Origin of the sequence: Arthrobacter globiformis (assembly GCF_003261175.1) — a bacterium.
Classification (GTDB): domain Bacteria; phylum Actinomycetota; class Actinomycetes; order Actinomycetales; family Micrococcaceae; genus Arthrobacter; species Arthrobacter globiformis_A.
In genome coordinates this window covers 115,832-130,853 of sequence record NZ_QLNP01000074.1, presented here as the reverse complement: position 1 = coordinate 130,853, position 15,022 = coordinate 115,832, and the positions used below count along the sequence as shown (strand labels likewise).

The 15,022-nt window shown below is 62.3% G+C and carries 14 protein-coding genes and 1 pseudogene; 7 read left to right on the top strand and 8 right to left on the bottom strand.

The window, feature by feature from the left end:
- The first annotated feature begins 155 nt into the window (after positions 1 to 155).
- Genes DBZ45_RS10930 through DBZ45_RS10920 form a run of 3 tightly spaced genes read left to right on the top strand, consistent with a single transcriptional unit; the run spans position 156 to position 3,120 of the window.
- Positions 156 to 1,256, top strand: coding sequence for an alkene reductase (locus tag DBZ45_RS10930; protein ID WP_111903924.1), 1,101 nt, complete (start codon positions 156 to 158; stop codon positions 1,254 to 1,256).
- Positions 1,257 to 1,281: 25 nt separating this feature from the next.
- A complete protein-coding gene (locus DBZ45_RS10925) occupies positions 1,282 to 2,067 on the top strand; it encodes an SDR family NAD(P)-dependent oxidoreductase (RefSeq protein ID WP_146617498.1) in 786 nt (261 codons plus the stop codon).
- A gap of 3 nt (positions 2,068 to 2,070) precedes the next feature.
- A complete protein-coding gene (locus DBZ45_RS10920; protein WP_223257020.1) occupies positions 2,071 to 3,120 on the top strand; it encodes an MBL fold metallo-hydrolase in 1,050 nt (349 codons plus the stop codon).
- 420 nt (positions 3,121 to 3,540) lie between these two features.
- Here DBZ45_RS10920 and ribA read toward each other — a convergent pair whose 3' ends face one another.
- The 4 genes from ribA to DBZ45_RS10900 all read right to left on the bottom strand — a co-directional run bounded on the left by ribA (position 3,541) and on the right by DBZ45_RS10900 (position 7,176).
- Positions 3,541 to 4,182, bottom strand: coding sequence for a GTP cyclohydrolase II (gene ribA / locus DBZ45_RS10915; RefSeq protein WP_111903922.1), 642 nt, complete (start codon positions 4,180 to 4,182; stop codon positions 3,541 to 3,543).
- 197 nt (positions 4,183 to 4,379) lie between these two features.
- A complete protein-coding gene (locus tag DBZ45_RS10910) occupies positions 4,380 to 4,697 on the bottom strand; it encodes an EthD family reductase (protein ID WP_111903921.1) in 318 nt (105 codons plus the stop codon).
- Positions 4,698 to 4,706: 9 nt separating this feature from the next.
- Positions 4,707 to 6,290: an acyl-CoA carboxylase subunit beta gene (locus DBZ45_RS10905; RefSeq protein WP_111903920.1), complete on the bottom strand. Its 1,584-nt coding sequence runs from the start codon at positions 6,288 to 6,290 to the stop codon at positions 4,707 to 4,709.
- Between the two features lie 436 nt (positions 6,291 to 6,726).
- Complete coding sequence (locus tag DBZ45_RS10900) at positions 6,727 to 7,176, bottom strand: cupin domain-containing protein (protein ID WP_111903919.1); 450 nt, start codon at positions 7,174 to 7,176, stop codon at positions 6,727 to 6,729.
- A 165-nt stretch (positions 7,177 to 7,341) separates the two neighbouring features.
- Between DBZ45_RS10900 and panD the strand changes: the two genes are divergently transcribed.
- The 3 genes from panD to DBZ45_RS10880 all read left to right on the top strand — a co-directional run bounded on the left by panD (position 7,342) and on the right by DBZ45_RS10880 (position 9,311).
- The gene (gene panD, locus DBZ45_RS10895; RefSeq protein WP_111903918.1) at positions 7,342 to 7,812 is read left to right on the top strand and encodes an aspartate 1-decarboxylase; all 471 of its coding nucleotides are present in this window, start codon (positions 7,342 to 7,344) and stop codon (positions 7,810 to 7,812) included.
- 383 nt (positions 7,813 to 8,195) lie between these two features.
- Positions 8,196 to 8,828, top strand: coding sequence for an adenylate kinase (locus tag DBZ45_RS10885; protein ID WP_111903916.1), 633 nt, complete (start codon positions 8,196 to 8,198; stop codon positions 8,826 to 8,828).
- A 273-nt stretch (positions 8,829 to 9,101) separates the two neighbouring features.
- Positions 9,102 to 9,311: a hypothetical protein gene (locus tag DBZ45_RS10880; RefSeq protein WP_111903915.1), complete on the top strand. Its 210-nt coding sequence runs from the start codon at positions 9,102 to 9,104 to the stop codon at positions 9,309 to 9,311.
- Between the two features lie 1,243 nt (positions 9,312 to 10,554).
- On the opposite strand, the pseudogene DBZ45_RS10870 reads toward DBZ45_RS10880, so the two are convergent.
- Positions 10,555 to 10,734 (bottom strand): annotated as a pseudogene (locus tag DBZ45_RS10870) (fructose-bisphosphatase class II); the annotation flags it as partial.
- A 128-nt stretch (positions 10,735 to 10,862) separates the two neighbouring features.
- On the opposite strand from DBZ45_RS10870, the gene DBZ45_RS10865 reads away from it, so the two are divergent.
- Positions 10,863 to 11,765 (top strand): response regulator transcription factor, encoded by a 903-nt coding sequence (locus DBZ45_RS10865; protein ID WP_111903912.1) that lies wholly within the window; start codon positions 10,863 to 10,865, stop codon positions 11,763 to 11,765.
- Here DBZ45_RS10865 and DBZ45_RS10860 read toward each other — a convergent pair.
- The 3 genes from DBZ45_RS10860 to DBZ45_RS10850 form a co-directional block, all read right to left on the bottom strand.
- On the bottom strand, positions 11,741 to 12,484 hold the full coding sequence (locus DBZ45_RS10860) for a response regulator transcription factor (protein WP_223257019.1): 744 nt from the start codon (positions 12,482 to 12,484) through the stop codon (positions 11,741 to 11,743). The two genes, DBZ45_RS10865 and DBZ45_RS10860, sit on opposite strands and share 25 nt — an antisense overlap.
- Positions 12,481 to 13,221 carry a hypothetical protein gene (locus DBZ45_RS10855; protein WP_111903911.1) on the bottom strand — a complete coding sequence of 247 codons (741 nt, stop codon included), beginning with the start codon at positions 13,219 to 13,221 and terminating at the stop codon, positions 12,481 to 12,483. The genes DBZ45_RS10860 and DBZ45_RS10855 overlap by 4 nt, the downstream gene beginning before the upstream one ends.
- A 71-nt stretch (positions 13,222 to 13,292) precedes the next feature.
- Complete coding sequence (locus tag DBZ45_RS10850) at positions 13,293 to 14,717, bottom strand: glycosyltransferase family 2 protein (RefSeq protein WP_223257018.1); 1,425 nt, start codon at positions 14,715 to 14,717, stop codon at positions 13,293 to 13,295.
- Positions 14,718 to 15,022 lie beyond the last annotated feature (305 nt).

Sequence of the window (15,022 nt, the reverse complement as noted above, 5' to 3'; positions counted from 1 at the left end):
TTGCGCCTTTCTGTTTCACCGCACCCTTGAATGTCAGTTGATCGGGTAGCGGCTGGTCCTATGAATCGGGAGTTGAGGTGTTGACTTTCGTCCCTGGAACTCGTTCACTGTTATGAACGTACGAACGATCGTACTCCTTCGATATGAGGTGTGTCTTGCTGGATCAACTTTTTGAGCCCATGGTCCTCGGTGGCCAGACCCTGCCCAACCGCTTCGTGCTTCCTCCCCTCACCCGGAGCCGGGCCCAGGAGGACGGGGTTCCGACGCCCCTGATGGCCGAGTATTACCGGCAACGGGCAGGCGCCGGCCTGGTCATCAGCGAGGGTACGGTCGTATCCCCCCAGGGTTCGGCCTATGCGCAGGTCCCGGGCCTGTACACCGAAGCGCAGGTCGAAGCATGGCGCCCGGTTGTGGCCGCAGCCCGTTCCAAGGGAGCAGCCGTTTATGCGCAGCTGTGGCATGTAGGCCGCCAGGCCCACTCCTGCGTGCAGCCCGACGGCTGCCCTCCCCTGGGACCGTCGCCGATAGCCATTGCCGGATGGGAATACCGCAGCCCGGACGGACCGGTTCCCTTCGAAGTCCCACGGGAACTCAGCCACGAAGGCATCGCAGAAGTTGTCACTCAGTTCGCCACTGCCGCACGCAACGCTGCCGCCGCCGGTTTTGACGGCGTGGAACTCCACGCGGCGAACGGCTATCTGTTCGACCAGTTCTTCAACTCCAGTTCCAACCAGCGCTCCGACCAGTACGGCGGTTCAGTCGAAAACCGACTGCGCTTCCTCTTTGAGGTCATCGAAGCCGTCAGCAAGGTCCTTCCGGTCAACCGGATAGGTGTGCGGATCTCTCCCTCGTCAAGCTGGATGGACGTCTCCGACCCGGACAAACGAAGCCTGTACTCTGCCCTGGTCCGCGGAGTGAATGAGCGCGGACTGGCCTACCTCCATATGGTCGAACCAGGAATCGCCGGTGCCGTCGATGCGCAAACAGACCCCAACGCCATCGACAGCGCCGAACTCAGCGAACTCTTCGATGGCCCCGTCATCGTCACGGGCGGCCACACCCCCCAGAGTGCAGCGGCAGTCGTCGGATCAGGAAGCGCTGACCTCGTTGGCTTTGGACGGCTGTTCATTGCCAATCCCGACCTGCCGCGCCGCGTCCGGCACGGGGCAGAACTCACCGGACTCCGCGAAGAAGGCCTCTACGCCGGCGGCCCTGCAGGCTACACCGACTACCCGGAACTGCAGTCATCCAACTGAAAACCCATCAGAGGGGAACCACGACGTGAACTCGAACCCACATGCCGCATACGACGCTCCGCAAGGGCTCAATGTGCTCATCACAGGGGCCGCTGGCGGGATGTGCCGGGGAATCAACAGGCGCCTCGGCCGTGCCGGACATACGCTGCTCTGCGTGGACCTCGACCTGGGCCGCTGCGAGGCAGCCGTTAAGGAACTTCGAGCCGAGGGGGTGAGTGCGTATGCCTTCGCCGCCGACGTCACCCGGCAAGAGGATGTCGAACGCCTCAGGAACGAAGTCAAGGACACAGTCGGGGACGTACAGGCCCTTATCAACGCCGCAGGCATCCTGGACCGGAAGATGCTTTTGGATCACGACGTGAATTCCTTCTCGCGGGCCATCGATATCAACCTGGTGGGACCTTTCGCCCTCATCAGGGCTTTCGCGGAGGACCTGCTGGCCGCGAACTGGGGCCGCATCGTCAACGTTTCCTCGATCGCCGGTACCACCGGTTACCCGTACCCCAGCTATGCGGCGTCCAAGGCGGGACTGTCGAACCTCACGCGTTCGTTGCTCGTGGATTTTTGGGGCACGGGGATCACGGTGAACTCTGTTTGCCCGGGTGTCGTGGACACCCCCATGGTCATTCAGGAAGTCCGCGACCAGGTCCCTCACAAAGTCCCCACCGGCAAGATCGTGGATCCCGACGAAATCGGCGCCCTGATTGCCTTCCTCCTGACCGACGACGCCCGGAGCATCAACGGCGCTGACCTCGTCATCGACGGCGGCGCCACCCAGGTCTTCCAGCTGTTTGACCGCGCCCGGGGCTGAGCCGTGGAAATTACTGGCACACTCCAGCGCCAGGCCTGGCTGGACAAGGTCATTCCGCCGGTCGAATGCGTGGCAGAGGGCTTGTGGTCCGTGCCCGTGGTTTTCCCGCGGAACCCGATGCGGTACACCCTCTCGTACATCATTCTCGACGGCGACGATTGCCTGGTCGTCGATCCTGGCTTTGACAGCCCTCAGGGAAGGCTTGATCTCCAAGCCGGGCTCCGGACCGCCGGAGTCGGATTCCGGAACGTCACCGGGATCCTGGCCACCCACTTTCACACCGACCATCTCGGAATGGCCGGCTGGCTCAGGGACGAGTCCGGCGCGTGGGTGGCACTGGGCAGAGCCGAGAAGCGGTACATCTCGGCGTTCGAAGACCCGGGAGACGAAAGCGCGGCGGATCGTGCCAGGATGCGGACATGGGGCGTGCCGGAAGACCGGATCCGCGAGGCAGCCATGTCCGTGGGCGGCCTGATGCATTTGAAGCATCTTGCCGACGCCGACCTGCGGGTCGGTGACGGGGACACTGTTCCCGTCGCCGGCCGCAGGCTCACCGTAGTCGAAACCCCCGGCCACACCCCGGGCCACATCTGCCTGCGCGACGACAGCCGCGAAGTCTTCATCAGCGGCGACCATGTCCTTCCGCGCATCTCACCGAACGTTTCGCTGGAAATCCGCGGGGATGCCGACCCGTTGCGCAGCTGCCTGGAGTCTCTTGACCGGCTGGAGGCAGACACGCATTTCGAGGTCCTTCCAGCCCATGAATACCGTTTCAGGGGCCTTCCGGACCGGGTTCGGCACCTGAAGTCCCTGGCCCTGGAGCGCTCCGAAGAAGTGGTGCAGGAACTTAACGCGCAGGTGGATCCGACCGTGTGGACCATCGCGGCCAAGCTGAGTTGGTCGCGGGGGTTCGAGTCGCTGGGCAACCTCCAGCTGCGCCTGGCCCTCAGCGAGACCGCCGCGCACCTGCAGTACCTGCGGACATCCGGCTTCGACCACGGCATCGAGGGCCTTCCGGCCGTGAGCCGGACTGGGGCATCCACCGCGGGTTAGCGGTTTTTCTGCGTCCTCTGCGCTCTATCTGCCGGGTGCGCTCGTCACGGCCACGGGGCCGACGGCAGCATTCCCGGCGAGTGATTTCAATGCTGGTGGGGACGGTCCGACGTTGCGGCACCTTGAGACGGCTTGCGCGCATCATTTTCTCTACTCAGCACCGTGTGACGGGCGCTTCGGCCGGGGACTAAGGGCCATGCCCGTTTGCGGTGGCGGATTGTGGAGTCCGTGTTGCCTGAGGCCGGGACGCAGCGAAGGCCGCCTCCTTGGGCTCCATTAGGAGTACAAGGTTCTGGAAGGTGCGAAGGACTGGATTTCTTTGTCCTCCCTGTTTCCAGCGTTCCCGCAATCACTGGCGCCTGGCGCCAGCTGTCCCTGGCCTTCGTTGGCTGCCATCATTTCAGGTGAGGCGGGCGTGGGTCAGAGGTTCAGCCGGTGATCCATCCGTTCCCGTTTGGTCCGAAGGTAGCGGATGTTCTGTTCTCTGGAAGGGACTTCCGTGTGCACCAGGTCGACAACTGAAAGGCCGGCCCGGCTGAGGCGATCCTGCTTGTCAGGGTTGTTGCTGAGGAGCCGGACCGTGTGGAAGCCCATCTCGATCAGGATCTGGGCGGCTGCGTTGTAGCATCGGGCATCAACCGGAAGACCCAGTTGTTCGTTGGCTTCCACGGTGTCGAACCCTGCTTCCTGCAGGGCGTAGGCCTTGATCTTGTTGGCCAAACCAATGCCCCGCCCTTCCTGCCCGCGAAGATACAGCAATGTGCCGCCGTGCCGGCTGATCATATCCAACGCGTAGTCGAGCTGCTCACCGCAGTCACACCGGTATGAGCCAAACACATCACCGGTGAGGCATTCTGAATGGAGCCTCACCAAGGGCGCTTCTCCATCTGCTGCCGGGGCCGGTGAGCTGACGGCAAGGTGTTCGACGCCGGTAAGCCCGTCGGTCCAGGCTTGAGCCCGAAAGAGTCCGAACTGTGTAGGCAGGTCCACTACCGGGCCCCCTTGGACCGGATGAAGACCGTGTGCCGCCGTAAAGGCAGCGCTTGCTTCCAAAGCTGACATAGCCCTTCCTCATTTCACTGACGGAACAGGCCATGTGCGTTGCTCGCTCCCCCATGGGCGTCGCGGGCCGCCTGATCCACTTTGATCATTCACACTTGCCGGCGGCGCTCCCGGCGTTCGGGAGTGGCGCGGTCACCGCCGGGTTTTCTGCGCTGATGCGGAAGGGCCGGATCGCTGGATCCGGCCCGTCCGCCGTTTCATGCGTTGAGGTCGATTTCCCGCTCCTCCGCCAGGAACCACCGCATGTCATCGAGGAATTCATGCTCATGCTCGAAGAGCACTCTGGCCTCCTCGCCCGCGTAGGCCTTCTTGACGTCCGCCACGCTGTCGAACCACAGTTCGGCCATGCCGTTGAACGGCCAATTCTTGGCATGCTCAATGGCAGGGTTTTGCCGGTATCGCCTCAGTCCGGGTAGCTTACGGACCAGGACCGGGTGCTCCACGTTCCACTTGTGGAGGAATTCCTCGCGGCTCATGCCTGACTTGGCAGTGAGTACAGCTACGACTTTGATCACGGTCAGCGCCTAGGCAGGGGTGACGGCCTGGCGCCGCTCCACGGGGACGGTCTTGCGGCGGCCATACAGATCCAGGCGCACCATCAGGTCCGCGCGCAGATCGTTGGCCGGAACGACCGCTTCCACAGCGTTGGCATTGGCGATCTTGAAGACGTCGATCCCTTCGGCGTACTCATTGTGCTTTTCCATGATGAACTTCTGGCGTTCCTCGGGATCGGCTATTTCGTGGATCTGGTTGTAGTAAATGCCGTTGACGGCTGCGTCCGGACCCATCAGTGCCGGGCGCGCGGTGGGAAGAGCGATGACCGCATCAGGGTTCATCGGTGCGCCGGACATTGCCAGGTAACCGCCGCCATAGGCCTTCCGCACCAGAATGGTGATGCGCGGGACCCGGCATTCGGACACGGCGAAGATCATCTTCGCTCCGTGACGGATGATGCCCTGGCGTTCCACGGCCGAACCGATCATGTACCCGGCGATGTCTACGAGGAAGAGAATCGGAATGTTGTAGGCGTTGCAGATCCAGATGAACCGGGCAGCTTTGTCGGATGAGTCGGGGAAGATGGACCCACCCATGTGCTTTGGCTGGTTACCAACCAGCCCCACCGGGCGCCCACCAATCCTGGCGAAGCCGGTCAGCATTTCCGGGGCGAACAGTTCCTTGTAGGGGAACCAACTGCCCTCATCCACCAGGGATTCGACAAACTCCTCCATGTCGAACACCTCAGCCTCGCGCAGCGGGACGATCTCCTCCAGCGTGCGCCCGGGCCGCGGGTCCAAAGCAGGGGCCACCGGAGCCGGCTGCTCCCAGTTGGCGGGCAGGAAACTGAGCCACACACGAATGGCGGCAATGGCCTCCGCGTCGTCTTCGACGAGAACGTCACCGAGTCCCGAGACGGTGCAGTGCATTTCAGCGCCACCCATCTCCTCCAAAGTGACTTTTTCACCCGTCACCATCTCAGCCAAGCGCGGAGATCCCAAATATGCCGTCGCGTGACCGCGGACCATGATGGTCATGTCGCATAGGGCGGGAACGTAGGCGGAGCCGGCCGGGGAGGGCCCGAAGAGGGCACAGATCTGTGGCACACGGCCCGAAATCTGGACCTGGTTGTAGAAGATGTTGCCCCAGGCGTGGCGACCTGCGAAGCTCTCAAACTGTTCGTCGATGCGCGCACCGGCAGAATCGAACAGGTAGACAAGCGGGATCCCCGCAGCGTTGGATTTCTCCTGGGCGGCAGTGATCTTTTCAAAAGTCCTGTTGCCCCACGTCCCGGCCTTGACGCTGAAGTCGTTGGCGATGACGCACACCTGCCGGCCATCAACCCGGCCGAAGGCAATCACAACAGCATCTCCGGGCAGGCCGTCTTCGAAACGGGCCAGCAGCCCGTCCTCAATGTATTCGTTATCGTCAAACAGCAGCGCGAGGCGATCGCGCACCAGGAGTTTGCCGGAATCGACGATCTTCTTGCGGTTCTTCTCTGAACCGCCCAGCTTGGCCTGGGCGAGCTTCTCCTGGAGAAGTTCGTGCACGGTCGGTGCGCCGGCAGCCGCCGTCGTCGGCGCCTCGGCTTCCGTGATCGTTGTGGTGCTCATATGGGCCTCCAGTTGAAACAGCAATATAGATACTTACGTCTAACCAGTATACGAACAAGCGCTCGCTAGTCCAGTCCCGGCTTGGAGAATATTATTAGAGATGGCTGATCCGCGTACCGCTTTGAGGAGAGCGACATGTGGGACTGCAGCGGTGGGCTCGTGCAGCTTGCCATGGGCAATGTCCCCGGGGCCGGTCGGGATAAAGCCCTGGAATCACCTTTTAGCGAGGCTCTCCCTGCTCAATGGGCCAGCCTTGTCGGGTACCGGGGAGCCACGAAATAGACGCCATGGGCATGCGTAGGTTTGGCCGGTGCGGTCAGCCTCGAGAACGGTTGAGCCGGGAAAATCTGAGCCCTCCCCCTGCGTATCGACCGTGAAAGGGGATGGCCGGCCTAAATTCATCAGGCCGGCCATCCCTGCTTGAACAGGCGTCCGTTTAGGACTGGTAGTCGATCTGCAAATCGGCCACGTCCTGGTCGGCGAGATTCACTACGATGTTGTCCGGCGTCCGAGTGGTCATCCAGATCAATTCCTCAGTCTTGCTGGCGTTCCCCTCGATATGAGGCATGTACGGCGGGACGAAAACGAAGTCGCCTTCTTCGAGGTAGACGATTTCGCTGTAACGCTCGCCGTAGCGGATGAAGCCGCGGCCCTTGAAGACGTAGCCGCCGGTCTGCGCCTCCCCATGGTGATGCGGATCGGAGATCTCCCCGGGGCCGGTGTAGACCTTCCCGAACCAAAGCTTGTCCGCCGCGCTGTTTTCCTTGCTGACGCCGGAGATGCGGCGCGCGTTCTGGGTTTGACCAGGAGCAGCCTGCAAATCTCCTGCCCGGTGAACGCGGAAGATGTCGGTGTTCTTGTTGATATCGAAGGCGACGTCTGTCATCGCGCATCCTTTCAAAGTGGCGTCGGTGGCACGTTCTTGGATCGTCCACCTTGCGGCGGAACGTCCCCTAAGCAAGTATCCAGCCCAACCGCGATTGGGTCAATACAAGCGTTTGTTCGTATACTCGTGTTGCGAGGCTTCTATTAACCAAGGGTGCTTAATCAGATGAACCGAAAAATGCTCAAGTCCAAAATTCATGGCGCTGCCGTTACTCAAGCCAACCTGCACTATGTCGGGTCAGTGACCGTGGACCTCAATCTGCTCGACGCCGCAGACATTCTTCCCGGCGAGCTGGTTGTGATCCTCGACCTCACCAACGGCGCCCGCCTCGAAACGTACACCATAGCCGGTGAACGCGGCTCGGGCGTCCTCGGCATCAATGGGGCAGCTGCACATCTAATCCACGCTGGGGACACAGTCGTACTCCTCACCTACGCGGAGATGACGAGGGAAGAAGCCCATGCCCACAGGCCTGCAGTTATTTACGTCAATGACCGCAACTCCATCATCCAGGTGGCAACCGATCCATCGGTACCGGCGCCTAGCGGCCGCGCACCGGCCTCATCGCCATCGCACCGGTCCAGCCATATTGAGAAGCCCCCAGCCCTTGCCTGGCGCGGCCCCATCCCCCATTGAAGCTCGTCCACGCTCTCGAGTATCAACGACCATCGGTGCCGTCGTTAGCGTGTTCCGACAGTTAGAGACCTTCAAATTCCCTGCCGTCAGAAGCGCCCGCAAGGAAACAAAGCCCAGTTACCGCATCTATTACTGAAAGCAATGAGATGACCCCTGAAAGCGCAGACTCCATAACGCTGAGAATCTGGGACCGCTCCACAGTGGAGCGCACTCTCGAGAATGCCGTGCAACAGCTCGCCGAAAGAACCAGGACCAGCAAGCACAGCATCGTCGTGACCCGGAGTGGGCCCAACACCTATACAGCAAGCTTGGATCCCGATTCGCTCACCGCCAACGAAAACAGACCCGCAACCCCAGCAGCGACAGCATGAGGGGCGAGTGACATGAAAAGAACGCTGATCATCGGTCCTCCGGGCTCAGGCAAGGGCACGCAGGCGGGACGTATTTCTGAGCGCCTCGGCGTCGTTGCGATCTCCACCGGCGACATTTTCCGCTCCAACGTCAAAAACGAGACGACGCTCGGCGTTGAAGCCAAGAAGTACATGGATGCCGGCGACTTTGTTCCGGATAACGTCACTAACAAGATGGTCCGCGACCGGCTCAGCGAGACCGACGTCGAAGACGGCTTCCTGCTTGACGGCTATCCTCGCACAACTGCCCAGGTTGACTACCTGGACCAGGTTCTTGCCGAGAATGACGAGAAGCTCGACGTCGTCCTGCAGCTCACAGCCGATGACGAGGAGCTGATCTCCCGTCTGCTGGGCCGCGCCACGGAGGCTGGTCGCAGCGATGACAACGAGGCCGTCATCCGCCATCGTCTCCACCTTTATCACCAGCAGACCGAGGCTGTCGTTGCCAAATATGCCGAACGCGGCATCCTTACCCAAGTGGACGGCATCGGCAACATTGACCAAGTCACCCATCGTGTTATGGAGGCCCTCAAGGTCCCCGGGGCAACTCCAACACTACAGACGGTTCTGGAGGGTCCTCCGGGAAACAGTAGGGCCCAACTTTAGGGGCTTCATCAGGCAATCATCCTGCGGAATCCACTAATGAAACTTTCTCCAAACCGTGAAAGAAGTCACGGGGTAGAGCGAGGGCTCAGAGAGGCACTGCAGTGAGTCACCATAGGTGCTGATGGGCCAAGCCTTCTCTCTCATATCAAGTTGAAGTACACGCCAACCTGAGCTAGAGCTGCCTCCAAGAGGCACACTAGCAGCTCTAATGATCGGCGGAGTGATCGGCTTGCCCGTCGCTCATACGACATAAAACGTGGAGGAAAAAAAGTCATGCCTCACGCGACCGAAATCAACCGGCGCATATCGGCCACCGACGTGGCTACGCTTGACGATCTACTGAATTCAGCTTTGGAAGGCCTCATTCCGGCTGCCCTTGCACGCAACCAAGGCATCAGGGTGACCAGAGTCGGCCCCGGCGATTACCTCGTCGAAGCCACCCCTGATGTTCAGTGCGGCTACACAATCTACAGGGCGCATTAGACATGGTCGTGCCAGATTGGGGCACACCCCAACCTGACGTTAAGGCGGTCTCACAAGGAAGGATTTACCTCTCGGGGGAGCTTCGGTCCTGTTCTCAGACACCTGTCGAGCCGCAACAGGGGATTTCGTCAGCTCCTGCCGCACGCGAGCACCATTGAGTCCCGATTCTTTTGGCCTATTTCGATGATTCTCGGGCTACCGCACCTCGGTTTCCTGCCCTCCGACTGTCAGTGTGGGGTCTGAGAACATCATGAACGACTGTCAATAAAACGGAAATTTCGCCCTATTCTGACGCCAACACGAGCGTTGCTTCGAATCTCGTGTGCCACATGAGGATGCAGACCAGGTGCGCGCAAGTCGCGCCGCCCTGGCCACCGCCCCCGTCCCCGAGGCTGCGCGTTGCGGGACTTCCGAGAAACCTTGATGAGTGCGGCTGTGCAGCTACCTGACGGAATACCCATTATCGGCGTGCTGCAGAGTTGCCTAAGAGGGCCATTCAAGCAGGACTCCATTCCGGGAACTGCCCGGACTTCAGGCGAAACCGCTAAACTGCGCTGAGGCTGATTCGCCTCGACCCATACGGTCCATCTTCTAAGTGCATAAAAGCAAACGGGGTGCCCGACATCCGGCACAGCATCTTGCTGGCTTGCCAGATTGTAAGGCGGAGGTCGTCGTAGTCCTCCAACTTGATGTGAAGCCTCTCAATGCGAGGCTCATTCATAGCAGACATAAGGAAAAAGGAGTACGCGCGGTTCGGAAATTCCTGTGAAAGATGGGCATGAATGTCGGGCAGAAGGTGAAGCAGCTCGATAGCGTTACGACTGTCACCACGACAATCCCAGAGTTGTATGAGACAGAACCTTTGTGTGCGGTTCAATCTCCGGCGGTGATGCACATCTCGTATTCCCTTGAAGAAGACGAAAGCCTTGGACGCGGCAAGGATGAGGAGAGAAGCCCAAACGTTTTGAGCCACGCTCTCCATGAAAGGGCCAATTGCGCTGCCTGTGCCAGGGATGACCACGGAACTGGACGTGACTCCTGCCCGCCGCAGCCAGTCTTGCACTTCGTGTCGGATGTCTTCTGCCAGCGACTCATCGCCGTAGCCACCGTCGACAACTCCAACGCCAACAGTTCCAGGTTGGGGGGAGGATCTCGCAGGGTCAGCCATAACCTCGACCATACCCTTCTGCTGAAAACCGGTTGCGCCGGCGTCCCGGCTAGTTACATTGCCTATGAAGGCTTGCTACCACTTGTCGAAGTGGTGTTCCCCGTCGATCCTTCGTACCGTCCCGGACAGGGCGCGCATCACGACGGATTGGGTGATGATTTTCGATTTTTGGTATCGGACACCTTTGAGCAGGTCGCCGTCGGTGATGCCTGTCGCGGCGAAGTAGCAGTTGTCACTGCGCACGAGATCCACCGTATGAGCAGCCGGAGCTGCCCGAAACGGGTCCGGCGGTCAGGGTTCCGCCGCCACCAGGCGGGTCACTTAGCTGACGCTTCAAGCATCGGGATGCTAGCCTATGCCAACGCAGCCTAATCGGGGGGCCCATGGATTCGTCGCGCGTGGCAGTTGTAGTCGAGGATGACCAGGACATCCGGGAAGCGGTCCGTCATGTCCTGCTCGCGTCCGGATTCACCGTTCACCCTGCCGCCACAGGCACCGAAGGTGTTGCGGCGGTCCGCCTGCATGATCCCGCCGTCGTCACCTTGGACCTGACCCTGCCTGACATTGACGGTTTCGAGGTCGCCCGCCAGGTGCGCCAGTTCAGCGACACTTACATCATCATGGTCACCGCGCGCACCGAAGAGCTCGATACGCTGATGGGGCTCGAGTCCGGCGCGGACGACTACATCACCAAACCATTCCGGCCCCGGGAGCTGCGGGCCCGTGTCGAGGCGCTGCTGCGCAGGTCCAGGGACCGAAACCCGGCCGGGACCGGCGCACCTGACGGCACCGGCGCACTGGACGGCGCGCCTTGGGGGGCTGCCCCACCGGCCGGAGCCGGTCCGGGGCACGAAACCGCGGGCACTGACCCGGCAGGTCCCGGGGGGCAGCACGCCGCCGGGGTGAGCGCCGCTGTGGTGGACAGGCCGGCGGTGTTTGAGCATAACGGCCTGTGCCTGGACCCGGCCACCCGCACCGTTCGGCGGGAGGGCGCCGAGCTCGAGCTGACCCGGACGGAGTTTGATCTTCTGCTGGCGCTGATGCGGGCCGGCCGGGTCGTGCGGCCCAAGCGCGAACTCGCCCGGGGCATCCGCTCCAGCGAGTACGACACCGGGGCCTTCGTCAGTGAGGCAGAGGAACGCGCCATTGAAGTGCACATCGGCAACTTGCGCCGCAAGCTGGGCGACGACCCCCGGCTCCCCCGCTGGGTGGAGACGGTGCGGGGCGTCGGGTACCGGCTGGCCCCTACGTCTGTCCACGCTCAGGGCACCGGCGCCAGCCGGTAGCCGGCCCCGCGAAGGGTCTGGATCCACCGCCTGCCCTCGAGCCGGTCACCGAGTTTGCGTCGCAGGTTACAAATGTAGACATCGATAGTTTTGTCATCGATGGACGAGACCGCGCCTCCACCGCGCAGCGAGTGACCGGCCAGAAGGAGCGCCAGTTGGGCGCGGCCGCGAACGCGCCGTCCTCCTTCCAGGAGCAGGCGCAGCAAGTCGAACTCCGTGGGGGTTAGTGTGACCTCCGCCCCGTCCGCACTGACGATGCGCGCCCATGGATCCATCACCAGCCCTTGGCGCTCAAGCACGGGCCGTGCTGCGCCTGCCGCCCCGCCGGGTCCCCGGCGGGGCCTGCGCTGTACCGACTGGATGCGTGCCTGCAGGACGCGCGGACGGAACGGCTTGGTGAGGTAGTCATCGGCCCCGGCCCCGAACGCCATGATCAGATCCGGTTCGGTGTTGGCTCCGCTGATCACCAGGATGTACGCGTCGCTGAACTGCCGGATCCGCCGGGTCGCTTCAAAGCCGTCCATTCCCGGCAGGCCAAGGTCCATGGTGACCAGGACGGGTCTGTGCTCGCGCGCCGCCGCGACCCCGGCCTCACCATTAGCGGCGGTATGGACGGTGAACCCGCACTCCTCCAGCAGCAACGTGATGAGCGAGGCCGTCTCCGGGTCATCCTCGATCACGACCACCACCGGTGCCGCGGGCATGGCTGCGGAGGTCATGGCTTCACCCCCTGTGCCGTGCTGGCGCCGCCCTGTTTGACGGCTGCGGCGGCCACGGCACCGGGTTTCGGGTAGCCGATGGTGAGGGAGTCCAGGATGGTTTGCCGGGTAAAGATCCCGGTTCCGGGCACGGTCTCGGTCAGCAGGTCGATCGTGAAGACGATCTTGGTGCTGGTCGCCTTGGGGTTGGCCGGGACGACAACGCCGGAGGAGTAGGCGTAGGGCGGGTCGATCGCGAAGCTACCGGTGTCGTTGGCCAGGACGGCTCCGAGCGCATCGACCCGGGCGTTGAACCGTGTCACCTTGATGGCCTCCCCGGTGGGTGCGCCGTCGATGCGGGCGTTGAGGCTGATGATCGGGGAAGAGTCCGGAGTCCAGGACGCCGGGTCCTCGGTGGTCCAGTAATCGATGACCAGGGTATGCGCGGCCGCGCCCAGGCGGTGCGTTTTGGAGCCGCTGGCCAGGTCACCCCGGACGGGCTTCCAGACCGGCGCAGCCGGGGCCGCATTCCGGGCAACCGGGGCCTTGGCCACCGCCAGTGTCGACGCCGGGTTTGGTGTGGGGGTGGTCGCGGAGACCGGGGCGATGGCTGCCGGGCGGTTAGGTTCCGGCGCGCCGGTCGGGCCAGGCAGGCCGGGGATGGAACATCCGGAAAGCGTCAGGGCTGTGCCGAACGCGAGGATGGACAGCGCTGCGCCGGTCCCGTGGCGCTTCCTTCCCCCGGGGGTAGCGGGCATGGGAGTCTCCTTGGCGGTAGTTGCGGCCGTGCCCGGGGCTGTGCCTGAGTGCGGGCGCCGGAGTGGGGCGGTCATGCGTGGAACCCGCGGTGGCTGCGGAACGTCTTACGGAGCATGAACGTGGTCTGGACCATGGTGGTGATGTAGAGGACCGGCCAGCCGATGGACAGGATTGCGGACTGCAGGTCGATGGGCAGCTGTAGCCAGGTGAAAATCAGGCCGGCGCCGACCACGAGGAAAACGATGGCCGGCATCAGGTACGCCGAGCCCGCACCCCGTTCCGCCCGGGCCTGGGCGGCCCAGTTGTCCGTCTGGTTGCTGGTGAAGAATTTCGTCCAGGCCCGGACAAAGTGCCCCATGCGGAGCCACAGGTAGATCTCGGCCGGGACCGCCAGCAGCGCGAACGCGATGTCCCGCGCTGACTTGCCCCTGATCGACAGGCCGATGCGCAGGTTCAGGATGACCGCCACGATGGGCGGGATCAGCCAGACCGGGTAGAACACGTAGGCGTTGATGCTCAGGGACGCCGCCAAGAGCATGATGAACGAGATCCGGGTGAGGATGTTGAACACCATGGAAATGTTCTCGCTCCACCGCAACCGCAGGTTGGGGTGGAAGGGTTGGCCCGGGGTATTGCTGCGCTGGCCCGGCCACATCAGATCGATGGCCCCGTAGTTCCACTTCACCTGCTGCCCGTCCAGGGAACGAAGGGTATCCATGCCACCGACCGAGGCCCTGGCCCGGGCGGAGATCTTCGTGGCGTAGCCGATGTTCTTGATCTGCAGGGACAGCAGCGAGTCCTCCACCTCGGAGTCCTTCACCCAAGGCGTGGACTGCCGGTTGTCCACCATCACGTTTTTCAGTGCCTCCATCGACAGGATGGAGCACTGCCCGCCCAGGACGGCCATGTTCCGGCCCCGCAGCAGGTTGTCCATGTTGAACGCCGCGAACTGTGCGCGCTGGCCGGCGGTGAGGAACTTCGCCGTGAAACCCCGGGCGGTGGGTTCGGCCACGGTGTAGATGGCAGAGATCCCGCCGATCCGGGGATCGCTGAGGATCTCCTCCTCCAAATGCTCCACCGCATGCTTGTCCAACACGGTGTCCCCGTCCACCCCGAGGAAGTAATCGAAGTCATCGCAGACCCGGGCGAAGCCGTAGTTCAGGGCTCCGACCTTTTTGTCCTTGTTCACCCCGATGTCGTGGATGAACACTTCGGTCCGGTAGGTGACGTCCTGATACGTGTGTTCATGCGGGCCAGCGAACTCGCGCGCCACATAGAACGTTTCATCGTCAGAATTGTTGATGACAACGTGGATCACATCCGGGAGCCGCGTCTGCTTCAGCAGGGCGGTAAGGACCTCGGCAATCGTGTCCTCCTCGTTGTAGGCCGGAATAACACAGGCGATCGTGGTCCGCGCCGTCGTCCTGTCCTGGACTTTCCTGGGCATGACCGTTAAGTAGGCCTGCTCCTCCAACTCCTGCAGTGCTGCACTCACTATGCCTCCGCGTGGGCTATTAGGGTCTTGGCGCCGTCCCGTACCGGACCGGCGCTTCCCCATCCTGAAAGCCCCACCGCAAGACCACCCGCTGCTGGACCACAAATTCAGCTCAACAAAAGCCTCCCCTCCTCAACACCAGCCAAAGACTCAAGAACACATCACGGTTTCCTGAAGAAAGCACCCCAAACCCTTGGGCTTCCGTAAGAAACCAACTCCCCCCCGGGAACGGGGAAGGATGCGGGATCCAAGGTCAGCCGAAGTTTCCCCAAGGTCCGCCCGCCACACTCAGGTGATCTGGCCTG